At 64.4% G+C, this 19,904-nt stretch carries 24 protein-coding genes; 8 read left to right on the top strand and 16 right to left on the bottom strand.

The annotated features are described in order from the left end of the window. The first annotated feature begins 132 nt into the window (after nt 1-132). The gene (locus tag C7G61_RS28290) at nt 133-579 is read left to right on the top strand and encodes a nucleoside deaminase (protein ID WP_244608499.1); all 447 of its coding nucleotides are present in this window, start codon (nt 133-135) and stop codon (nt 577-579) included. 112 nt (nt 580-691) lie between these two features. Here the strand turns inward: C7G61_RS28290 and C7G61_RS28280 are convergent, their stop codons facing one another. Beyond that, nucleotides 692-1,597 carry an alpha/beta fold hydrolase gene (locus C7G61_RS28280; RefSeq protein WP_108519963.1) on the bottom strand — a complete coding sequence of 302 codons (906 nt, stop codon included), beginning with the start codon at nt 1,595-1,597 and terminating at the stop codon, nt 692-694. 123 nt (nt 1,598-1,720) lie between these two features. Between C7G61_RS28280 and C7G61_RS28275 the strand changes: the two genes are divergently transcribed. Next, the gene (locus tag C7G61_RS28275; RefSeq protein ID WP_108519962.1) at nt 1,721-2,953 is read left to right on the top strand and encodes an acyl-CoA dehydrogenase family protein; all 1,233 of its coding nucleotides are present in this window, start codon (nt 1,721-1,723) and stop codon (nt 2,951-2,953) included. A 122-nt stretch (nt 2,954-3,075) separates the two neighbouring features. On the opposite strand, the gene purD is transcribed toward C7G61_RS28275, so the two are convergent. The 4 genes from purD to C7G61_RS28255 form a co-directional block, all read right to left on the bottom strand. Further along, complete coding sequence (gene purD / locus C7G61_RS28270; protein WP_108519961.1) at nt 3,076-4,359, bottom strand: phosphoribosylamine--glycine ligase; 1,284 nt, start codon at nt 4,357-4,359, stop codon at nt 3,076-3,078. 108 nt (nt 4,360-4,467) lie between these two features. After that, on the bottom strand, nt 4,468-4,770 hold the full coding sequence (locus C7G61_RS28265; protein WP_108519960.1) for a transcriptional regulator: 303 nt from the start codon (nt 4,768-4,770) through the stop codon (nt 4,468-4,470). Between the two features lies 1 nt (nt 4,771). Further along, nucleotides 4,772-5,323: a hypothetical protein gene (locus C7G61_RS28260; protein ID WP_108519959.1), complete on the bottom strand. Its 552-nt coding sequence runs from the start codon at nt 5,321-5,323 to the stop codon at nt 4,772-4,774. Nucleotides 5,324-5,347: 24 nt separating this feature from the next. Continuing rightward, on the bottom strand, nt 5,348-6,358 hold the full coding sequence (locus C7G61_RS28255; RefSeq protein WP_108519958.1) for an alpha/beta hydrolase: 1,011 nt from the start codon (nt 6,356-6,358) through the stop codon (nt 5,348-5,350). A gap of 135 nt (nt 6,359-6,493) precedes the next feature. Between C7G61_RS28255 and xseA the strand changes: the two genes are divergently transcribed. Further along, nucleotides 6,494-8,116 carry an exodeoxyribonuclease VII large subunit gene (gene xseA, locus C7G61_RS28250; protein ID WP_108519957.1) on the top strand — a complete coding sequence of 541 codons (1,623 nt, stop codon included), beginning with the start codon at nt 6,494-6,496 and terminating at the stop codon, nt 8,114-8,116. On the opposite strand, the gene C7G61_RS28245 is transcribed toward xseA, so the two are convergent. Further along, nucleotides 8,113-8,946 (bottom strand): dienelactone hydrolase family protein, encoded by an 834-nt coding sequence (locus C7G61_RS28245; protein WP_108519956.1) that lies wholly within the window; start codon nt 8,944-8,946, stop codon nt 8,113-8,115. The two genes, xseA and C7G61_RS28245, sit on opposite strands and share 4 nt — an antisense overlap. Nucleotides 8,947-9,131: 185 nt before the next feature. Here C7G61_RS28245 and C7G61_RS28240 point away from each other — a divergent pair, with 185 nt between their 5' ends. Further along, a complete protein-coding gene (locus C7G61_RS28240) occupies nt 9,132-9,359 on the top strand; it encodes a DUF2093 domain-containing protein (protein ID WP_108520004.1) in 228 nt (75 codons plus the stop codon). 156 nt (nt 9,360-9,515) lie between these two features. Here the strand turns inward: C7G61_RS28240 and lpxK are convergent, their stop codons facing one another. The 6 genes from lpxK to C7G61_RS28210 form a co-directional block, all read right to left on the bottom strand. Beyond that, nucleotides 9,516-10,514 carry a tetraacyldisaccharide 4'-kinase gene (gene lpxK / locus C7G61_RS28235; RefSeq protein WP_108519955.1) on the bottom strand — a complete coding sequence of 333 codons (999 nt, stop codon included), beginning with the start codon at nt 10,512-10,514 and terminating at the stop codon, nt 9,516-9,518. After that, nucleotides 10,507-11,811, bottom strand: coding sequence for a 3-deoxy-D-manno-octulosonic acid transferase (locus C7G61_RS28230; RefSeq protein WP_244608498.1), 1,305 nt, complete (start codon nt 11,809-11,811; stop codon nt 10,507-10,509). The genes lpxK and C7G61_RS28230 overlap by 8 nt, the downstream gene beginning before the upstream one ends. Then, nucleotides 11,804-12,517: a lysophospholipid acyltransferase family protein gene (locus tag C7G61_RS28225; RefSeq protein WP_108519954.1), complete on the bottom strand. Its 714-nt coding sequence runs from the start codon at nt 12,515-12,517 to the stop codon at nt 11,804-11,806. The genes C7G61_RS28230 and C7G61_RS28225 overlap by 8 nt, the downstream gene beginning before the upstream one ends. Before the next feature lie 12 nt (nt 12,518-12,529). After that, nucleotides 12,530-12,778, bottom strand: coding sequence for a DUF4170 domain-containing protein (locus C7G61_RS28220; RefSeq protein WP_108519953.1), 249 nt, complete (start codon nt 12,776-12,778; stop codon nt 12,530-12,532). Nucleotides 12,779-12,871: 93 nt separating this feature from the next. Next, nucleotides 12,872-13,681, bottom strand: a complete 810-nt coding sequence (locus C7G61_RS28215) for a 3'(2'),5'-bisphosphate nucleotidase CysQ (protein ID WP_108519952.1) — start codon at nt 13,679-13,681, stop codon at nt 12,872-12,874. Further along, a complete protein-coding gene (locus C7G61_RS28210) occupies nt 13,668-15,071 on the bottom strand; it encodes a TldD/PmbA family protein (RefSeq protein WP_244608497.1) in 1,404 nt (467 codons plus the stop codon). The genes C7G61_RS28215 and C7G61_RS28210 overlap by 14 nt, the downstream gene beginning before the upstream one ends. Between C7G61_RS28210 and C7G61_RS44905 the strand changes: the two genes are divergently transcribed. The 3 genes from C7G61_RS44905 to C7G61_RS28200 all read left to right on the top strand — a co-directional run bounded on the left by C7G61_RS44905 (nt 15,022) and on the right by C7G61_RS28200 (nt 16,335). Continuing rightward, complete coding sequence (locus tag C7G61_RS44905; protein ID WP_190242009.1) at nt 15,022-15,270, top strand: hypothetical protein; 249 nt, start codon at nt 15,022-15,024, stop codon at nt 15,268-15,270. The two genes, C7G61_RS28210 and C7G61_RS44905, sit on opposite strands and share 50 nt — an antisense overlap. 87 nt (nt 15,271-15,357) lie before the next feature. Then, a complete protein-coding gene (locus C7G61_RS28205) occupies nt 15,358-15,885 on the top strand; it encodes a DUF6101 family protein (RefSeq protein ID WP_108519950.1) in 528 nt (175 codons plus the stop codon). A 246-nt stretch (nt 15,886-16,131) separates the two neighbouring features. Further along, nucleotides 16,132-16,335: a hypothetical protein gene (locus C7G61_RS28200; protein ID WP_108519949.1), complete on the top strand. Its 204-nt coding sequence runs from the start codon at nt 16,132-16,134 to the stop codon at nt 16,333-16,335. 198 nt (nt 16,336-16,533) lie between these two features. Here C7G61_RS28200 and ubiA read toward each other — a convergent pair whose 3' ends face one another. Continuing rightward, complete coding sequence (ubiA, locus tag C7G61_RS28195; protein ID WP_108519948.1) at nt 16,534-17,469, bottom strand: 4-hydroxybenzoate octaprenyltransferase; 936 nt, start codon at nt 17,467-17,469, stop codon at nt 16,534-16,536. Nucleotides 17,470-17,479: 10 nt separating this feature from the next. Next, nucleotides 17,480-18,142: a hypothetical protein gene (locus tag C7G61_RS28190; RefSeq protein ID WP_108519947.1), complete on the bottom strand. Its 663-nt coding sequence runs from the start codon at nt 18,140-18,142 to the stop codon at nt 17,480-17,482. 204 nt (nt 18,143-18,346) lie between these two features. Here C7G61_RS28190 and C7G61_RS28185 point away from each other — a divergent pair, with 204 nt between their 5' ends. After that, a complete protein-coding gene (locus C7G61_RS28185) occupies nt 18,347-19,105 on the top strand; it encodes a 16S rRNA (uracil(1498)-N(3))-methyltransferase (protein WP_108519946.1) in 759 nt (252 codons plus the stop codon). 62 nt (nt 19,106-19,167) lie between these two features. Here C7G61_RS28185 and C7G61_RS28180 read toward each other — a convergent pair whose 3' ends face one another. Then, nucleotides 19,168-19,470, bottom strand: a complete 303-nt coding sequence (locus tag C7G61_RS28180) for a type II toxin-antitoxin system RelE/ParE family toxin (RefSeq protein ID WP_108519945.1) — start codon at nt 19,468-19,470, stop codon at nt 19,168-19,170. A 1-nt stretch (nt 19,471) separates the two neighbouring features. Then, nucleotides 19,472-19,717 (bottom strand): type II toxin-antitoxin system ParD family antitoxin, encoded by a 246-nt coding sequence (locus C7G61_RS28175; protein ID WP_338026123.1) that lies wholly within the window; start codon nt 19,715-19,717, stop codon nt 19,472-19,474. Nucleotides 19,718-19,904: the final 187 nt, after the last annotated feature.

Here is a 19,904-nt window from a genome sequence, read left to right as displayed (position 1 = left end):
CAGGCGGATGCGGATAGGCTGTCAAAGCGGAAACGCGCGCGCGCTTCGCTCAAGGCGCATTCTCACGCAAAACCGGCATCCACGTTTGCTGAAGGCGCAGCTAGTAGCAGGTTTCTTCCGATGATACGAGGCATGACTGCCCCTTCTTTCATGGATTTGGCGCTGAAAACGGCTGAAAACGCCGGAAAAGCCGGCGAAGTTCCGATCGGATGCGTGATTGTCAGGGGTTACGAGGTCATCGCCACCGCCGGCAACCGGACGCTGACCGACCGCGACCCGACCGCGCATGCCGAAATTCTGGCGATCCGGCAGGCCGCCGAGGCCATCGGCACCGAGCGGCTGGTCGATTGCGACCTCTACGTCACCCTGGAGCCCTGCACCATGTGCGCGGGCGCGATCTCGTTTGCCCGGATCCGCCGGCTCTATTACGGCGCCGCCGATCCCAAGGGCGGCGCGGTGGATTCCGGGGTGCGGTTCTTTGCGCAGCCGACCTGCCACCATGTGCCGGAGGTCTATTCGGCAGTAGGCGAGACCGAAGCGGCGACGCTGCTGAAGGAGTTTTTCAAGGTGAGGCGGTAGTCCGCCGCCGTCATTGCGAGCGAAGCGAAGCAATCCATCGTACGGCATAACGGATGGATGGATTGCTTCGTCGCTTCGCTCCTCGCAATGACGTGGAGAGGTCCGCGTCAAATCAAGGCGTCAGAAAAAACTCCCGCAACAACTTCGCCGTCACGTCCGGATTCTCCTCCGTCAGGAAGTGCCCGGAATCCACCGGCGCGCCGCTCACATTGGTCGCCCATTTCTTCCACGTATCGAGCGGCGTCGTTGCGGCACTCGCAACCCCGGCATCGCCCCACAGCGCCAGCATCGGAACCGTGATCTTCTTGCCGGCATCGAAATCGGCCTTGTCGATCTCGTAATCGGCATAGGCGCCCGCGCGGTAGTCTTCGCACATCGCGTGAATACGAGAGGGATCGCGGAACGGCGCGAGGTAATGTTCCAGCGCGCGCGCATCGATGGCGTCGAGCGTCTTGCTTTTGGTCTGGCTCGCCATCTTCTCCTTGAGGAAAAACTCTCCATGACCCGAGATCAGCGTCTCCGGCAGCGGATAAGGCTGCGCCAGGAACGCCCAGTGGTAGATCTTCAGCGCGGAGAGCCGGTTCAGTCTCTCCCAGTAATCATAGGTCGGCGCGATATCGAGCACGGCGAGCTTCGACAGCCGGCCGGGATGATCGAGCGCCAACCGGTACGACACGCGCCCGCCGCGGTCGTGACCGGCAAGCGCGAAATGCACATGGCCGAGTTGCTCCATCGCCTCCACCATCGCTCTTGCCATCGCGCGTTTGGTGTAGGGCGTGTGATACTCGTCGCTGCGCGGCATATCCGACCAGCCATAGCCCGGCAGGTCGGCGATGATCAGTGTGAACCGGTCTGCAAGCTGCGGCGCGACCGGGTGCCACATCACATGCGTCGATGAAAACCCGTGCAGCAGCAACAGCGGCGGACCCTTGCCGCCGACGCGGGCAAAGATGCGGCCCGACGAGGTATTGATCCATTCGGAGGCGTATCCGGGAAACAGATCAGCAAGATCGGGCATGGGCGCTCCTTCTTGGCGGCAGTCCTTGCTTCAAACTTTGTTTGCCGTTGCCGCTGGCAGATCGCAGGTTTATGCCATTCCTCAAGCCCGACCAACAGGAACAAGAACCGAGGAAACCGTCAGATGTCGATCGATTTCGAAATCCCGGCCGAAGCCAAGGCGATCCGCGAAAAAGTCCGCCAATGGGTGCACGACGAGTGCATCCCCGCGGAAAAGGAGCTCGATACCAAGCCGCTCGCCGAAGTGCTCGGCCCGCTGCGGGCCAAGGCTCGCGCACGCGGCCTGTGGTGCCCGTGGGTGCCGAAGGAATATGGCGGCATGGGCCTCGGCCCGCTGGCGAATGCGCTGGTGCAGATGGAGCTCGGCGAGAGCATGCTAGGCGCGCTCTCGATGAACACGCAGGGGCCCGACGACGCCTCGATGATGACGATCCTTGCCCACGGCACGGAATATCAGAAGGAGAAGTTCCTCAAACCCCTGCTCAACGGCGACAAGCGCATCTGTTTCTCAATGACCGAGAAGGCCGCCGGTGCCGACGCCACCGGCATGCAGACCACCGCGGTGAAGGACGGCAACGAGAATTACGTCCTCAACGGCGAGAAATGGTTTTCGTCCTCGGCCAGCGTCGCCGATATGGCGCTTGTCATGGCCAAGACCGATCCGAACGCGCCGCGGCACAAGCAGTATTCGACATTCCTCGTCGAGCTGCCGAACCCCGGCTACAAGATCAAGCGCAACGTCGCCAACATGGCGATCGAGGGACCGCATGACGATGTGATCCACGGCGGCCACTCCGAAATCGAGATCAGGGATCTGAAAGTGCCGGCCGACAATCTGGTCGGCGGCGAGGGCAACGGTTTTGCCATGGGCCAGCACCGCCTCGCCTATGGCCGCCTGCGGCATGGCATGCACAACGTCGCCAAGGCGCAGCGCGCGCTCGACATGGCGGTTGCCCACATCACCAAGCGCTCGACCTTCGGCCAGTTGCTGGCCGACCGGCAAGCCGTCCAGTTCATGCTCGCAGACTGCGCCGAGCAACTCTACATCGGCCGCCTGATGCTGCTGCACATCGCCTACAAGGCGGAAAAGGGCCTCGATATCAGGCAGGAGAACTCGATCGCAAAAATCTTCCACGCGCACATGGTGCACAAGGTGATCGACACCGCGATCCAGCTCCACGGCGCGCTCGGCTTCAGCCAGGATACACCGCTCGCCAAATGGTACACGCAGGTGCGCGCGCAGCGGCTGGTCGACGGTCCGGACGAAGTGCACAAGTGGAAGATCGGCAAGAACGTCATCAAGGCGTTCCGCGAGCATGGCACGACGGCGAGCGCAGTGGGCGGCGATTTACTCTAATCGTCATTGCGAGCGAAGCGAAGCAATCCACGTCTCTACGCGGGGATAGATGGATTGCTTCGTCGCTTCGCTCCCTTGCGCAAACGCTTCGCGTTTGTCGCAGGCAATGACGGTCGAGGCGGTTAGCGCGCGCTTTTCTCCGCCTCCACCGCCTGCCAGGCGATATCGCGGCGGCAGAAGCCGTCGGGCCATTTGATGCGGTCGACAGCTTCATAGGCACGCTGTTGGGCTTCCAGCACGGTCTTCCCCATGGCGCAGACATTCAGCACGCGTCCACCATTGGCGAGAATGGCGCCATCCTTCGCCACCGTGCCGGCATGGAAGATTTCGACGCCCTCGATCTTGGCGGCGTCATCGAGGCCCTCGATGCGCGTGCCCTTCCTGTAGTCGCCGGGATAGCCGTTCGCCGCCATCACCACCGTCAGCGCAGGCTCCGGATACCAACGCAGGTCGAAATGCTTCAGTTCTCCGTCGCAGGAGGCGAGAAACGCCGGCACGATGTCGGACATCATCCGCAGCATCAGCACCTGGCATTCGGGATCGCCGAAGCGGACGTTGTATTCGAACAGTTTTGGTCCCTGCTCCGTCAACATCACGCCGGCGTAGAGTACGCCGCGAAACGGCGTGCCGCGCGCCTTCATGCCCGCAACGGTCGGCAGGATGATCCGCGCCATGATCTGGTCGTGGATTTCCGGTGTCACGAACGGCGTCGGCGAATAGGCGCCCATGCCGCCGGTGTTTGGCCCCTCGTCGTGATCGAACACGCGCTTGTGGTCCTGCGCGGAGGCAAGCGGGATCGCGGTTTCGCCGTCGCACAGCGCGAAGAAGCTGATCTCGCGGCCGGAAAGAAATTCCTCGATCACGACTTCAGTGCCGGCCGAACCGAACGCGCCCTCGAACATCATGGCGATGGCCGCCTCGGCTTCATCAAGCGTTTTGGCGACGACTACGCCTTTGCCGGCGGCCAGGCCATCCGCCTTGACCACGATCGGCGCGCCCTGCGCGCGCACGTAAGCCAGCGCATCGTCAGCCGTCGTGAAGCGGCCGTAGGCGCCGGTCGGAATGTTGAATTCGGTGCAGAGCGCCTTGGTGAAACCCTTGGATCCTTCGAGCTGCGCCGCGTGCTTGCCCGGTCCGAACGCCTTGATACCGGCGTCCGCGAGATCGTCGACGATGCCGGCCGCCAGTGGCGTCTCCGGGCCGACCACGACCAGATCGACCGCGTTTCGCTTGCAGAAATCGATCACCGCCGGATGGTCCGCGATATCCAGCGCCACGCACTCGGCTTCCCGCGCGATCCCGGCATTGCCCGGCGCACACCACAGCTTGGTCAGCAGCGGGGAAGCAGCGATCTTCCATGCGAGAGCGTGTTCGCGGCCGCCGGAACCGAGCAGAAGGATGTTCATGACAGGAGCCAGATGCGGGGATGAGATGCAGCTTCGGTCGCACAAAACGCCCCCTCGCCGCAAGGGGACCGGACGGCAGAATAGCCGTTGTGCAGAGGTGTTTCGGCGCTATTTGCCACCCGCGGCGGCGATGATCTCCTGCAGCATGGCCACATGGCGGGCGAAGGCGGCGCGGCCGGCGGCGGTGGCCGTCACGGTGGTCTGCGGCTTCTTGCCGACAAAGGCCTTTTCCACCGCGACGTAGCCCGCCTTCGACAGCGTCTCGATATGGGCGCCGAGATTGCCGTCGGTCGCGCCCGTCAGCTTTTTCAGTTTTGCGAATTCAAGCCCCACGCCGGATGGCAACGCATTCAGCGCCGCCATGATTCGCAGCCGCAGCGGTTGATGAATGATGTCGTCGAGCCCGGTCATATCAGCTCCGGCGCATCCACAGGCCGCCAAGCATCAGCCCGCCGCCGTTGACGACCGCCATCCACGGCTTGAACCAGTCGCCGATGAAAAAGTAACCGATCAGGGTGAGTGCGGTGATGCCGACGCCGATGACGACATAGGCACGGCCAAACCACAGTCCGACGATGGTGTAGAACAGCATGAAGTAGATCGGCCAGAACGTCCCGATCTGGCGCGGCGTGAAACGGCCGAACCAGCAGCAGAATATGCCGAATGCCAGGACCAGCAGGTAGGCAGCGAACACCCGCATGTCGAAGGTGCGGATTCGCGTATTCGGGTAGCTGTAGGCGCTGATTGCGAACGAACCGACAATGCCCACTGCCTCGATCGCGAGCCAGATATAGCCGCCGGTGCGCGGCCAGAGGAATGACGCGATGTTGCCGGCGAACACCAGCGCGCCCCACATGATCAGCATCTGACTGCTGAGGCTGTAGATCGTCGATTGGCGGACACGGCGCGCGATCTCATTGATATCGTCGAGCGCCTCCGAAGCTTGCCGGCTGTCGATCGTCATGGCGTCATCGCTCCAGAGCTGAGTTCACGTCCCGGCCGCGCCGCGGGTGGCGACATCGTCGGCGATGACAGAAATCGCCCTGGGCACGCTGACGATGCCCATGTGATTGATGCCCTCGATCAGCTTCACAGCGACGGGCGTTTTGGCGTCGCGCACCGCCTCGGCATATTTGTCCGCGAACATCAGCTCATCATCCGCGCCCGAGATGATCGTGATCGGTCCGCTTGCGCGGGCGAGATCGCGGCGGAAGTCACCGTTCACGGCGAAGTTGCGCATCAGGCGATCGGTATAGGTTCCGACCAGGTTCTTTTCCGAATTCGGCGGCACCGCGAAGGCCAGCACCGGCAGCGCCTCGCAGCAGGTCACGCCGATGCTGCGCAGCGCCATCAGGCCGATGATGCGCGGGACGTCAGCATTGGCCCAGCCACCCGATGCCGGCCGACTGGTCGGGGCGTCATGGCCGAGATAGGGCGCGAGCAGCACCGCGCGCGCGAACAGCTTTTGGATCGGCGAACCCGCGATGCGCAGAGCAAAGCCACCGCCGGAGGAATGGCCGGCCAGCGTCAGCGGTGCATCAGGCGCGGTCTTGCGCACGATCGCGACGAAATCGGCGAGGTCATCCTCGAGCTGGCCGACATAGCCGATGTCGCCGCGCGTACCTGACGTGCCGTGCCCTCGGATATCGACCGCCCAGGTCTCGACGCCCCGTGCCGCCAGCGCCGCCGACAGCGCATGGATGGTGCCGCCGCTGGAGCCCGAGGAACCGTGCACCACGATCGCCCCACGGCCGGTCGCCGGCCCACCGGCGGGGTAATGGCGGAAACCAAGCGTAGTGCCGTCCCTCGCCTGAAACCGCTCCACGGCAGGCAGGGCGCTGAAATCGACGGTGCCACGGACCGCCGAGATTGATTGCAGCTCCGCCGGCCGCGTCAGCGGCGTGGCGACGAGGGCCGTGAGCAACAGGGCCAGCATGCCCAACGCGCACAGGCCCCATTTCAGCGAGCTCACGATCCCACGGAGCAGAGATTTCAGCATGGCTTGGACCTCTCGGTGGCAAATACAGAGAACTCTGTAGTACAGAGTATGTGAGTTCCGCAAGGCCCGGATTGGCGGCGACCGGCAAAAATCCCTACGTTGCCCCAACACCTCCAACGCCCGAATCAGTTGCCGATGCCTGCTGCCGAAAACCTGATCAACGCGCCCGAATTTACCGTCTCCGAGCTGTCCTCTGCCCTGAAACGGACGGTGGAGGACGCCTATGGCCATGTCCGCGTCCGTGGCGAAATCTCCGGCTTTCGCGGGCCGCACTCCTCCGGCCACTGCTATTTCGCGCTGAAGGACGAGAGCGCCAAGATCGAGGCGGTGATCTGGAAATTCGCCCACGCCCGGATGCGGTTCAAGCCGCAGGAGGGGCTCGAGGTCGTCGCGACCGGCAAGCTCACGACCTATCCGGGCTCGTCGAAATACCAGATCGTCATCGAGGCGCTCGAGCCCGCCGGCATCGGCGCGCTGATGGCGCTGATGGAGGAGCGCAAGCGGAAACTCGGCGCCGAGGGCCTGTTCGACGAGTCGCGCAAGCAATTGCTGCCCTGGCTGCCCGAGGTGATCGGCGTTGTCACCTCGCCTACAGGTGCGGTCATCAGAGACATCCTGCACCGGCTGCAGGACCGCTTTCCCCGCCGCGTGCTGGTGTGGCCGGTGAAGGTGCAGGGCGAAGGCTCGGCCGAGCAGGTGGCCGCCGCCATCCGCGGCTTCAATGCGCTGCCCGAAGCGGGAAAGATTCCGCGGCCGGATCTGTTGATCGTCGCGCGCGGCGGCGGCTCGCTGGAGGATCTGTGGTCGTTCAACGAGGAGATTGTGGTTCGCGCCGCCGCCGACAGCATGATCCCGCTGATCTCGGCCGTCGGCCACGAAACCGATATCACGCTGATCGATTTCGCCGCCGACAAGCGCGCGCCGACGCCGACGGCCGCCGCTGAAATGGCGGTTCCGGTGCGCAGCGAATTGTTCGTCGAGGTCGAGAGCCTGGCGCGGCGCACGATGGTGTGCTGGCAGCGCGGCCAGGAGAGCCGCCGCAGTGAATTGCGCGCAGCCGCCCGCGCCCTGCCCGGAGCGAGCGAACTGCTCGCGATCCCCAGGCAGCGGCTGGATCACCTCGGCGCCGCCCTGCCCCGCGGCTTGAAGGCCAATACGCATGCCCATCACCGCCGCTTTTCGCATCTGAGCGCCGGCCTGACGCTGAAGGTTTTGCGCGGGCAGGTTGCCCAGGCCAATCACCGCCTCACGGTGTCGGGCGAACGCATCAGGCTGTCCGCCCGCGCGCTGCTGCGCAACCGGCGCGAACGCTTTGCCGGGCTCGAGGTCAGGCTGAAGGCCTCAAAACTCTCCAACGCCCAGGCGCAACGCAATGCGATCGCGCGCGACCGCGAACGTGCGCAACGGCTGGCCGAGCGCGCCCGCCGCGCGCTTCTGACCGCTCTGCAGCGCCTCGACGCGCGGGTCGCCCATAGCGGCCAATTGTTGTCGGCGCTGTCCTACCGCGGCGTGCTCGCGCGCGGCTTTGCCCTGGTGCGCGACGAACATGGCCACGCCGTGCATGCCGCCGCCGCGATCGGACCGAGCGCGCATCTGTCGATCGAATTCGCCGACGGCCGCGTCGGTGCTACCGCGGATGCCGATCGGCCGCAGGCCACGGCGCCCGCCGTGGGTACGCCGAAAGCGGCACCGCATGAGGCGAAGCCGGCGGCGCCGAAGCGTGCGGCTAAGCCGGTTGATCAGGGCAGCCTGTTCTAGCGCGCCAGCCACTCCGTGACGCGTCGCTGCGCGTCCCTGCGCGCGTCCACATCCGTGCCGACATGACCGCGTTCAGGTAACGCGGCGTCGGAGCCTGCGATCACCCGCAGCGGCAGGTTGGCGCGGTCGAAATCGTGGGCTGCGCCGGGATAGACCACGATCTGCGCGAGCGCGCTGCGGCCACGGGCCTCCTCCACCATTTGGCGGCAGGCCTGTGGCGAACTGACATCGTCCTGCGCGCCGATCAGCAGCAGCGTCGGCACCCGCGTGCTCCAGCCGAGGCCGGAGGAGATCCGGCAGTCCGGATAGAATGCGATGGCCGAGCGGAAGTCCGGCGCAATACCGCGCGCCGACGATTGCGGGCGCACCGCCCACAGAACCGCGCTGGCGCCGTTCGCCCATCCCATCAGGCTGATCCGGTCACGCGCGGCCCAAGGTTGCTGCAACAGCCATTGCCGCGATGCATTGACGTCGGCGACCCGCTCGCGGCGCGCGAGCACTCGGCGCTCCCTGTCGCGGCATTGCGGGCCGAGTTCGCGCGAACCGTAACTGTCCGGCAGCAGCACCGCATGGCCGGTCTTCAACAGCTGTTCCGCCCAGTCGCGGTAGCGCGGCTGCACGGGCTCGGACTGCCCGCCCAATCCGCCGCAGCCATGCAGCGCGATCACGGTGGGAAACGGGCCGTCACCATCAGGCTTGTAGAGCTGGGCATGCAGGGTCAGACCGGTCGCCGGGATATCGACCTGGCGCGGGGCCGGCAATTGCGCGGCACCGGCCGTGCAGGTCGGCGCTAGGAGCGTCAGGAATAGCGTTGCTGACAACAGGCGCATCGGTCTCTGTCGGATCGGTATCACGCTGCGGGCACGGTAAAATTCACGCTATCATGCAGGTCGGCACAAAATCATCACAAGTAGGTCAGTTTCCGGGGCGGACAGTACGACCTATTTATGATAGATCGAATTTTGGAAAATATACTTAAGGCCAGCCTGTGCGCGGCCAATCGGAGAGTTTGACGGTGCTCAATAAATTCGGTCCCTCGGGCCATGGCGAAGCGCAGGTGCAATATCTGGACGGCGATTTCCGCGTGATTTCGCCAGGAACTTATGTGCGCTGCGCCATCACCGACGTGCGGATCCCGCTCGACGAATTGAAGTACTGGAGCGTCGACCTGCAGGAGGCCTATTCGGTCCCGACCGCCGTGCTGCAGCGGCATTTTCCCGGCGCGCTGAAGACGCAGGGCTAGGTTGGCCTGGTAGTCCGGATGGAGCGAAGCGCAATCCGGGGTTAGCGCGTGATTGAACAGGTGTCCCGGATTGCGCGGAGCCTGTCATCGCTGTGCGAGCGCAATTGCGCTCGTCGCCGGGCACGCGTTCGCGCGACCCGTTGGCTCCCATCCGGGCTACGGTTCTTTCCTCTCGCGCGCCTTGAATAGCCGGTCGGCGACGAATTTTCGCAGGCGCGCAGGATCGTCGAACTCTAGCGTTACCGCGAACGGCACGATGTGCTGCCGATCGCGCAGCCGCGCGAGATCCTTTTCCGTCGTCACCAATGTCAGCCCGTCGCGCCGGCCCTCGGTGATCAGGCCTTCGATCTCGACTAGCGAATACGGATGATGGTCGGCGAAGGCCCGCTGCTCGACGACATCGATACCGCTGGCGCGCAGCGTGTTGAAGAATCGCGCGGGATCGCCGATGCCGGCAAATGCCAGCACGCGCTTGCCGCGAAGCTGCGCTACCACGGCCTCATCCGGCTTCAGATGCGCCGATAGTACCGGTTTGCCCTGTGCTGCGATCTCTACGGCCACCGGCGCAGCAGCCGAGCCGTCCCCGACGACGATCAGCGCGTCGGTGCGCGCCAGTTGCGGCCGCAGCGGCGCACGGAGCGGGCCGGCGGGAAATACCTTCCCGTTGCCGAGCCCGCGTTCGCTATCGATCACGATCAGGGACGCGTCCTTGATGATCGACGGATTCTGGAAGCCGTCGTCCATCAGGATCACGGTCGCGCCTTGCGAACGCGCCAGCGGCACGCCCTCGGCGCGTTTGCGCGACACCACGACGGGCAGATGGCCTGCCAGCATCAGCGGCTCGTCGCCGACATCGGAAGCTGCGTGCCGCTCCGGGTCGACCCGGATCGGCCCGCGCAATTCGCCGCCATAGCCACGGCTGAGCACGACCGGCGTCTCGCCGAGGTCGCGCAGCAGTTTCGCCAGCGCCAACACGGTCGGCGTCTTGCCGGCGCCGCCGACGTTATAATTGCCGACGCAGAGCACCGGAATGCCTGCATTCAATCCCTTGCGCCGCAGGCGCTGTGCGGCGATGGCGCCGTAGAGTGCGGCGAGCGGTTTCAGGAGATGCGAATTGAGCGAGGCCGGGCCGTGCCAGAAGCCCGGCTCACGCATTTGCGGCTCCCATCTCGATCCGCAACTGCAGCAAATACGGCTCGAGCGCGGAGAGCGTGCGCTCCAGCGCGCCGCCGAGTTGCCCGACCACGCGCTCGGACGCAGTCAGCACGGCTTCGCGCGCCTTGGGATCGGCGAGCATCTGCCCGAACTGCTTGACCAGCATTTCCTGCGTATCGGCCAGCCGCGCACCGCCGGCGGAATCGAGGGCTTCATAGACGTCGGTGAAATTGAAGACGTGGGGGCCGTGGATGACCGACGCACCGAGCTTGATCGCCTCGATCGGATTCTGCCCGCCATGCTCGACCAGCGATCCGCCCATGAACACGATCGGCGCCAGCCGGTAGAACAACCCCAGTTCACCCATGGTGTCGGCGACATAGATGTCGGTCGTGGCGGTGGGCAAATCCTCGTGCGAGCGCAAGGTCGGATTGAGGCCGGAAGCTGAGATCATGCGCGCGATGGCCTCGCCGCGATCGGGATGCCGCGGCACGATCACGGTCAGCAGCTTTGGAAAATAGCCGGCGAGCGCGCGGTGGGTTTCCGTCAGAATCTCTTCTTCGCCGGGATGCGTCGAGGCCGCGACCACCACCGGGCGGCCGCGTGTCATCGACATCAGCATATCCAGCTTGTTCGCATCGGCCGGCGGGGCGGGAACATCGAGCTTGAGATTTCCGGTCACCACGACGTTGCGGCTGCCCAACGTGGCAAAGCGATCCGCATCGGTCTGCGACTGCGCCAGGCAGACGTCGAACTTTTCGAGCAACGCCGAGATGGTCCCTTGCACCCGCTGCCAGCGTGGAAACGAGCGCTGCGACATCCGTCCGTTGATCAGCACCATCGGCAGCCGCCGCGCGGCGCTCGACAGGATCAGGTTCGGCCACAGGTCCGATTCGATGAACAGCGCCAGCGAGGGCCGCCAGTGATCGAGAAAACGCGCGACGTAACGCGGCGAGTCGTACGGCACATATTGATGGATGACGTCAGTGGGGAACCGCTTGGCGACGATCGCAGCCGAAGTCACCGTGCCCGAGGTCAGGAGGATGCGCAGGTTCAAGGCCCGCAGCCGCTCGATCAGCGCCGCCGCCGCCAGCACCTCGCCGACGCTGGCGCCGTGAATCCACACCAGCGGCCCGGCGGGCCGGATATCGGCGCTCAGACCGCGGCGCTCGCCGACCCGCGCCGGATCTTCCTTGCCGAGCTTCAACCGCCGGCTGATCAACGCTGGTGACAGCGGTACCATCGCGGACGACAGTTTCCGGTAGACGCGCAACGTCATCGGCAGCGAATTAGCCAAGAGCGGCCTCCGGACGCCCGACGGCCTTATAGGCACGACGAGTCGCTTCGTTCAGATAAGATTCTACCTGAAGACGCAGCTTTTCCATAGTCTCGGCATCGGCATCCGGCGGCACGTATACATGTTCAATGCCTACCACCGCACCGCGCCCGAAGGGCAAATTGATGGTGGTGGAGTCCCAGTTCTTCAACCGGATGAACCTGGAGGTCACCATTGCAAACGGCATGATCGGCCGGCCGGACTCCCGCGCCAGCATGATGATGCCCAGCCCCACCACCCGCGCCCGTTTCGGCACGTCGGCGGTGGTTGCGACGTTCCACTTGTCCTCCAGCGCCTGCAGCATTTCCCGGAAGGCGCCGACGCCGCCCTTGCGGTGAAAGGCGCCGCCATGATCGCCGGAGCCTCGGATGGTTCCGATGCCGAGCCGCTCGGCAGCAATGGCGTTGAACTCGCCGTCGCGATGCCGCGAGATCAGCACCTTGGCGCGGTGGCTCTCCTTGGTCTTGATGAACGGCGTCATGAAGTGCTGGCCGTGCCAGAACGCGAAGATGGCCGGCATCTCCGGCTCGACGATGTCGTAGACATCGGCCGGCTCATAGGTGAAGCGGTTGGTCAGCCAGACCAGCCGCAGATATTCGGCCGCGAGCACGCCCAGCGCGCGCTGAACCCAGCTGCTGCGCAGCAAATCGCGAAGGAATCGTTTCAACTGCAGGACTTCTTAACTGGAGGACTTCGTGTCTTGGCCTGGATCGAGCAGCCGGTGGAGGTGAACCACGAAGTAGCGCATGTGAGCGTTGTCCACGGTCTGCTGCGCCTTCGCCTTCCAGGCAGCGAGCGCGGATGCGTAATTGGGATACACGCCGACGATATCGACCTGGTCGAGATCCTTGAACGTGACGTGTTCGAGATCGGTCAACTCGCCGCCGATGACGAGATGAAGCAATTGCTGCGGGGCACTATCTGGCATGATGGTCTTTCCTAACGAGATGCCCGGCAAGCAAGAGCGACAGCTGATATCGCGGCGTGGACGGGATGAATTGTGGCACGGATTTCGACCGATTCAGGGCAGCGGACGATTTCGGAAATGCTCGACAATGCGCGCATGCCGATCGTATCCCGCCGCCACCAGCACCCCGTGCACCACTTCCCGGCGATTATACTCAATCGCATCCCCCGAGAGCGCGGTCATTCTACCATTCGCTTCCTGCACGATCAAATTCGCCGCGGCAAGATCCCAGTCGCGGCTCTGGCCGCCTGCAAAAGCGGCATCGAGGCTGCCGTCGGCGACCCGGCACAGCCGAAGCGCCAGCGATCCGATCCGCGGATGCAGCGTAATCTCATCCGGTGACGAACTTAGCCGCTGCACCAGCGGCTTCGGGCCGGCCATGCGGGAGAAATTGAGCTCGTGGCCCGCGGCCGCACGCACAGGCCTTTCGTTGCGCGTGGTGCCCTGCCCGCGAACTGCGAAGAAGAATTCGTCGCTGGCGGGAGCGAACACCGCCCCCAGCACCGGTGCCGACCCCTCAACCAGCGCCACGCTCACGCACCAGTCCTCGCGGCCGGCGAGATAGGCGCGGGTGCCGTCGATCGGGTCCACGATCCAGACCAGTTCCTTGCCGAGACGGCTGTCATCATCGACGCTTTCTTCCGACAGCCAGCCATAATCCGGCGTCGCCACGCGCAGCCGCCGCTCGACGAGGTCGTTGACGGCGATGTCGGCCTCGGAGACCGGCGACGACGCGCCCTTGATCCAGTTCTTCAGTTCGGTGCGAAACAGCGACAGCGCCAGCGCGCCGGCCTCGCGCACGGTATCCCTCAGCAGCGCGGCATCGCGCGCCCAGATCGCGTCGGCGATATCAGCGTCCGCCAAGCGTCAGGCCCTCGATACGCAGCGTCGGCGCGTTGACGCCGTAGCGGAATTCCAGGTCGTTGGCCGCGACCAGCGATTTGAACATCGGCAGCAGATGGCCCGCGATCGTCACCTCGCTAACGGGGTAAGTGATCTCGCCGTTCTCGATCCAGAAGCCGGAGGCGCCGCGGCTGTAATCGCCGGTCACGCCGTTGACGCCGGAGCCGATCAGGTCGGTGACGTAAAAACCCTGCTTGATGTCGGAGATCAGTTGCTTCGGCGTCATCTCGCCGGGCTCGAGGTGCAGATTATACGATCCCGGCGACGGCGAGGACGAGACGCCGCGATGGGCATGTCCGGTCGTGACCAGCCCGAGTTCGCGCGCAGTGGCGCAATCGAGCAGCCACGTGGTCAGCACCCCCTCGTCGATGAGCGCGATCTTCTTCACCCTTACGCCCTCGGCGTCGAAGGTCTGCGACCGCAGGCCGCGCACCCGCAAGGGATCGTCGATGATGCGGATGTTCTTCGCGAACAGCTGCTCGCCCATCCGGTCTTTCAGAAAGCTGGTCTTGCGCGCGATCGAGGCGCCGTTGATGGCGCCGACGAGATGGCCGACCAGCGAGCCCGACACCCGGGGATCGTACACCACCGGCACCTTGCAGGTCTCGACCTTGCGCGGATTGGCCCGCGCCACGGTGCGCTCTCCCGCGCTGCGGCCGACGCTTTCGGGCGAAGCAAGGTCGGACGCATGGGGTGCCGAGGTGAAATCGTAATCGCGCTCCATGCCGGTGCCTTCGCCCGATATCGCGGTCATCGAGATGCCGTGGCTGGAACGCAAATAGGAGCCGTGGAAGCCTGTCGAGGTCACCAGCACCATGCCGCCGATGCCGCTCGAAGCGGACGCGCCGCCTGATTTGGTAACGCCCTTGACCGCCATGCCTGCGGCTTCGGCCTCGCAGGCGCGGCGTTCGAGTTCGGACGTCGAGGGAACCTCGCGGTCGAGCAGATCGAGATCGGCGAACTCGCGCGCCAGCAGCGACGGATCGGCGAGACCGACATATTTGTCGTCAGGCGCGACGCGGGCCATCGCGACCGCCCGCTCGGCGAGTTTTGCGACGCCATCGCCGGAAATATCGTTGGTGGAGACTACGGCCTGGCGCTGGCCGACCAATACACGCAATCCGACATCGTCGCCTTCGGAGCGCTCGGATTCCTCGACCCGGCCCTCACGCACTTCGACGCCCTGCGAGACGCCGCGGACCGCAACCGCGTCTGCGGCATCCGCGCCCGCGCGCTTGGCGGCCTCGACCAGCCGCTGCGCCAGCGTCGAGAGCGCCGATTGGTCGAACAGACCGGAGGTCATGTCGGAAGTCTTCGAAAGCGGCGAAGCGGTGGATGGTGAAGAGTTCACAAACAAAATCCCTGACATTGAAGAGGGCGGGAACGCAAATCGACAAGGCCCTCAGATGTGCCTGATTCACGGGGATTTCAAGCATTTTGCGCTGCCAAATGCCAAACAATTTCGGCATTTTGGCAAGGTCTCGTCAATCATGCGTGCCAAGGTCTTGTCAATCATGCGGGAAGATCCAGGGCGGGTGACGTCTCCTTAACCAGGCTTTTTAAGGCGAAACGGAAACGCTTCCGCTAAGGTCTCACGTATCGACCGGGAACATAATCCCGGCGGGGAGATGAGAGCCGTGAGGCGTCAAACAGCAATAAGCGGGATCAATCCCGCCGGGTCGAGCCGTGTCATGCGGCTCGACCCTCTTTCTCTGCCGCTTAGCTTCCATGCGCACGATACCCGCGCAGACGGTGGCGTGCGGAGGGTAGAACTTCATCGCGAGCGTGTCGTGCTGCACCGTGCCGTCAAGGGCATGCGGATGGCGATCAACGTCCGCGTCAGCGATTTTCTCGGCGTCGCGCTGCGTGGTCTCGACGACGCGCAGATGCTGGTGCTGGCGCATCGCGACCCTTCCCTGAACATTCCCTTGTGTGTGAGCTCCGATCCCGAGGAGATCGCCACCGCCTGGCAAATGTGGAGCGACATCCTCGCGCTGCCGCTGTTGGCGGAAGAAGATGACAACAGCGAACCGGCCGCCCGCCGCCGCCGCCACAACGCGATCCGCGCCCGCCGCCCGAAATTTCTGGTGCGCCGCCGGGGTGGTAACCTAACCAATACCGAGACCATTCACCGGGACGAGCGCGAGATCATCGCGCGGGATTGAGGCTCCGGGTCTTCGCCGTACAAAGACCGTCATGCCCCGCGAAGGCGGGGCATCCAGTACGCTGCGGCTTCTCATTCAATCATTGGCGTCTCTGGAATACTGGATCGTCCGCCCCAGTGCGCAATTGCGCACAAGGCGGACGATGACAGTCATGTAGGATGGGTGGAGCGAAGCGATACCCATCAATGCCGGTGAGCGTGGCGATGGGTTTCGCTTCGCTCTACCCATCCTACGAGCGGAGGCTAGATGGCAGAGACCATTGTTCGTTTTATCGGCGCATTGATCCAGGCGGCGTTTGAGCTGCTCGTCCAGCATACGGGCAAGAAAGCTCTGTCTCTTTGGGGCCGCAAGTCGAATCCCTTTATCGAATTGCTGATTGGTCTGGTCGTCTGGAGTGTCGCCGGACTTCTGTTGGTCGCGGTTATTGCAGCGCTCACGGCAAAACCATGACGATGCCGAGTTCTCCCTTCAGAATGTCTGTGGCTGCAACCAAGATGTGCCGCGAAGTCGTTCTTCGTGCCGGTCCGTAGGGTGGGCAAAGCGACTTGTCCGCCGTAGCTCAACGAGCGAAGGCGGAAGCGTGCCCACCATCAAACAGCACGCTCGGTGATAGATGGTGGGCACGTCGCTAACGCTCCTTTGCCCACCCTACGAGACCGAACGCATCACCGCGTCCGCGAGCAAGCCCGCGAACAGCAGCAGCCCTGCGTCGCGGTTGGAATAGAATATGCGCCGGCACAGCGCGGGATCGCTTATGTCCAACCGCCTGATCTGCCAGGCGAGATGCGCGGCAAACGCGATCAACCCGATCCAGGCCGGCCAGCGTACGCCGCCCAGCACCAGCGCCACGCCGATCAGTATCACCGCAAGGGAATAAAACACCATCAGCGCGCGATGGGTGCGCGCGCCGAACAGGCGTGCAGTGGACTTGATGCCGATCAGCGCGTCGTCCTCGGTGTCCTGATGGGCGTAGATCGTGTCGTAGCCGATCACCCAGGCGATCGAGCCGGCATAGAGCGCGAGCGCCGTCAGATCGATCCGCCCGAGCATGACGGCGAATCCCATCAGCGCGCCCCATGAGAACGCCAGGCCGAGCACGACCTGCGGCCACCAGGTGATGCGCTTCATGAAGGGATAGATCGCGACGATGACGAGCGAGGCGATGCCGGTCATGATCGCAAACCAGTTGAACTGCAGCAGCACCAGAAGCCCGATCAGCGCCTGCAGGACAAGGAAGGCAAACGCCTGCGCCACGCTGATCTGCCCGGCGGGCAGCGGCCGCGACCGCGTCCGCTCGACGCGCGCGTCGAGATCGCGGTCGGTGATGTCGTTCCAGGCGCACCCTGCTCCGCGCATGACAAAGGCGCCGATCAAGAACAGCACGATCACGAGCGGCAATTGCGAGACGTCGCGGGCAATGCCGGCGGCCAGCGCCGCCGACCACCAGCACGGCATCAGCAGCAGCCACGATCCGATCGGACGGTCGAAACGGGAAAGCCGCAAATAAGGCCGCGACCAGGACGGCGCGCGCGTATCGACCCAGTTGCCGGTGGCGTCGGCAACGCGGGTGGTCGCGTCGCTCATCGGATCGGGATCATCGCGCGAGAACGTTGCCGTTCAGCGTATCGAAGGTGCTGCCGCCCTTCTTCACGGCCTGCGCCTCGGGGAGCGCCGCCGAGGAGCCGAGCACTTCGCTGAGACTGGGACCGGCCGGTCCCCGCGCCTGCGCCTGCTGCGCGACGGCACAGACCTGCTTCTGCATCTTCTCGGTGTTCTTGTGGCCGTTCTTGAGCTGGTCGGCGATCTGCGGCGGAATTCCGCATTTGGCCGAGTTGGTCTCGACATATTTGATCATGTTCAGTTCGGCCTTGCCGAAATTGCCGATCAGCTTGCAGGCCTCGTCCGGCGGCGCCTTGCGGTCGCTCGCGGCCTTGATCATCTTGCCGCGCTTCTCGGCTTCCTCGCGCAGGGGAACGAAACCCTTCATGCAGGCGTCTGCCCCACCGCCGGCCTGTGGCGGCGGCGCTGCGCCTCCGAAACCGCCGCCGACCGGGGCGGCACCTTGCGTCGGAAATGGCGACGGGGCGCCCACCGAGGCCGATGGCGCCGCGCCATTCACCGGCGGAAACGGTGAGGCATTCGCGGGCGCGGCGCGCTGGTTGGGCAATGGCGCCGGAAACGCGCTCTGCGCAAACACATGCCCGGCGTGAACGGTCACGATGGCAGCGGTCAGCGGCACAATCAGGCGGCGGATCATCAAGGGTTTGTTCTCCGGCAAGGTCAGGCAGCCCCAACGTCTTCCGAACGACGCAGATTTGCGATGGGCTTTTTACGATTCCTGCCGGCCCTTAACAACCCGTTGATTGGGGCAGCAGCGCGGCGCAGGGACCCCGGAAAGCCAAAAATAGCCTCCGAATTCTAGCGCTTTGGGCTAAAAGCGCCCGGAAACGGAACATTTCAGATGCCTGAATTCGACTTTCGCGCCCCTCGCCTGTTCGTCGATGCCCCCTTGCGTGAGGGCGAACGAATCGCGCTGGAGCGCAACCAGAGCAATTATCTGGGCAATGTGCTGCGGCTTTCCGCCGGCGAAACCATCCTGGTGTTCAACGGCCGCGACGGCGAATGGCGGGCGCAGATCGAGGGCCGCAAGCGGCCGGACAGCCTGACCATCGTCGCGCGGACGCGGCCGCAGGATCGCCTGCCCGATATCGCCTATGTCTTTGCGCCGCTGAAGCACGCTCGCCTCGACTACATGGTGCAGAAGGCGGTCGAGATGGGGGTCTCAAGGCTGCAGCCGGTGTTGACGCGGCACACCCAGGTTTCGCGGGTCAACGTAGAGCGGATGCGTGCCAACGTCATCGAGGCCGCCGAGCAGTGCGGCATCCTGAGCCTTGCCGCGGTCGCTGAGCCCGTTGCGCTCGATCGTTTTCTCGAAAAGCGCGAAACCAGCCGCCTGCTGGTGTTCTGCGACGAGGCGGCGGAAATCACCTCGCCACTGCAGGCCCTGCAAAACGGGTTAACCGCAGCTAGCGGCATCGACATCCTGATCGGCCCCGAGGGCGGATTTGCCGAGGAAGAACGGAAGCTGCTGCTGCGGCAGCCGAGGACGCTGCGGCTGTCTTTGGGCCCCCGCATCCTGCGCGCGGATACCGCCGGCGTCGCCGTGCTGGCGCTGGTGCAGGCCGCGCTCGGGGACTGGCGGAGTTCAGGCAGAGGATGATGTCCGTATCCGTTTGCCGAAGGAGTTGCCGCCACTCCGAGACGGAGCGTAGCGCCACGCTCTCACTCGCCGGATAAGTCCAGTTCGCCCAGATTGCGCGCGGCATCGACGATGCGCATGATGCGGACGCCGCCCGTCGTGATCTCGTAAAGCGCCAGCCAGCGCACAATCACCAGCATTCGCGCACCGTCGGCAATGTCGGGGCGAAGCGGTCCCGACTCGGGAAATTCCGCCAACTGACGGCACCGCGCTTCAATACGATCAATCCAATGGTCAGCCGCATCAGGACCTTTGTCCGCCGCGATGTGAATCCAGATTTCCAGGAGATCACGTTGCGAGAGCTTGGAAAGGCGAACCTCTCCCAAGCTACTTGCCCGCCGCCTTCAACAGCGCCCGACCTTGTGCCTTGATATCAGCAAAGTCGGCCGGGCCTGCGTCGCCGCTCGCCTGGCCTGCCGCCCAGGCATTCCGCAGGAAGGCCAACCGGGCTTCTTCCGTCTGCTCCATGATCCGCAGCGCCTCGCGCACAACCTCGCTTGCCGAGGTGTAACGGCCGCTCGAAACCTTGGCTTTGACGAACTCACTCAGTTCTTCAGTCAGCGAGACATTCATATTCATGGCGGGGACCTCTTCCCCAAATATGGATGCGACCACAGACTTTAGCAATCTTTGCCATCAAACCAACGCGGTTCCAGCGTCCGACGCTCCTGCTAGCCAAGTCGTCTTGAAATCGTTAACGCTCCCAATCGTTAAGCCACTTCGCCAATCCCTGTCGAAACCCTGGTTCGGCCGTGGTAAG

Source organism: Bradyrhizobium algeriense (genome assembly GCF_003062295.1).
Taxonomy (GTDB): Bacteria; Pseudomonadota; Alphaproteobacteria; order Rhizobiales; family Xanthobacteraceae; genus Bradyrhizobium; species Bradyrhizobium algeriense.
This window is presented reverse-complemented; position numbering and strand designations above follow the sequence as displayed.

Coding starts and splice junctions, on each gene's coding strand:
- C7G61_RS28290 (WP_244608499.1), top strand. CDS start 133: ATGACTGCCCCTTCTTTCATGGATTTGGCGCTGAAAACGGCTGAAAAC.
- C7G61_RS28280 (WP_108519963.1), bottom strand. CDS start 1,597: ATGCCCGATCTTGCTGATCTGTTTCCCGGATACGCCTCCGAATGGATC.
- C7G61_RS28275 (WP_108519962.1), top strand. CDS start 1,721: ATGTCGATCGATTTCGAAATCCCGGCCGAAGCCAAGGCGATCCGCGAA.
- purD (WP_108519961.1), bottom strand. CDS start 4,359: ATGAACATCCTTCTGCTCGGTTCCGGCGGCCGCGAACACGCTCTCGCA.
- C7G61_RS28265 (WP_108519960.1), bottom strand. CDS start 4,770: ATGACCGGGCTCGACGACATCATTCATCAACCGCTGCGGCTGCGAATC.
- C7G61_RS28260 (WP_108519959.1), bottom strand. CDS start 5,323: ATGACGATCGACAGCCGGCAAGCTTCGGAGGCGCTCGACGATATCAAT.
- C7G61_RS28255 (WP_108519958.1), bottom strand. CDS start 6,358: ATGCTGAAATCTCTGCTCCGTGGGATCGTGAGCTCGCTGAAATGGGGC.
- xseA (WP_108519957.1), top strand. CDS start 6,494: ATGCCTGCTGCCGAAAACCTGATCAACGCGCCCGAATTTACCGTCTCC.
- C7G61_RS28245 (WP_108519956.1), bottom strand. CDS start 8,946: ATGCGCCTGTTGTCAGCAACGCTATTCCTGACGCTCCTAGCGCCGACC.
- lpxK (WP_108519955.1), bottom strand. CDS start 10,514: ATGCGTGAGCCGGGCTTCTGGCACGGCCCGGCCTCGCTCAATTCGCAT.
- C7G61_RS28220 (WP_108519953.1), bottom strand. CDS start 12,778: ATGCCAGATAGTGCCCCGCAGCAATTGCTTCATCTCGTCATCGGCGGC.
- C7G61_RS44905 (WP_190242009.1), top strand. CDS start 15,022: ATGTCGGAAGTCTTCGAAAGCGGCGAAGCGGTGGATGGTGAAGAGTTC.
- C7G61_RS28200 (WP_108519949.1), top strand. CDS start 16,132: ATGGCAGAGACCATTGTTCGTTTTATCGGCGCATTGATCCAGGCGGCG.
- ubiA (WP_108519948.1), bottom strand. CDS start 17,469: ATGAGCGACGCGACCACCCGCGTTGCCGACGCCACCGGCAACTGGGTC.
- C7G61_RS28190 (WP_108519947.1), bottom strand. CDS start 18,142: ATGATCCGCCGCCTGATTGTGCCGCTGACCGCTGCCATCGTGACCGTT.
- C7G61_RS28185 (WP_108519946.1), top strand. CDS start 18,347: ATGCCTGAATTCGACTTTCGCGCCCCTCGCCTGTTCGTCGATGCCCCC.
- C7G61_RS28175 (WP_338026123.1), bottom strand. CDS start 19,717: ATGAATGTCTCGCTGACTGAAGAACTGAGTGAGTTCGTCAAAGCCAAG.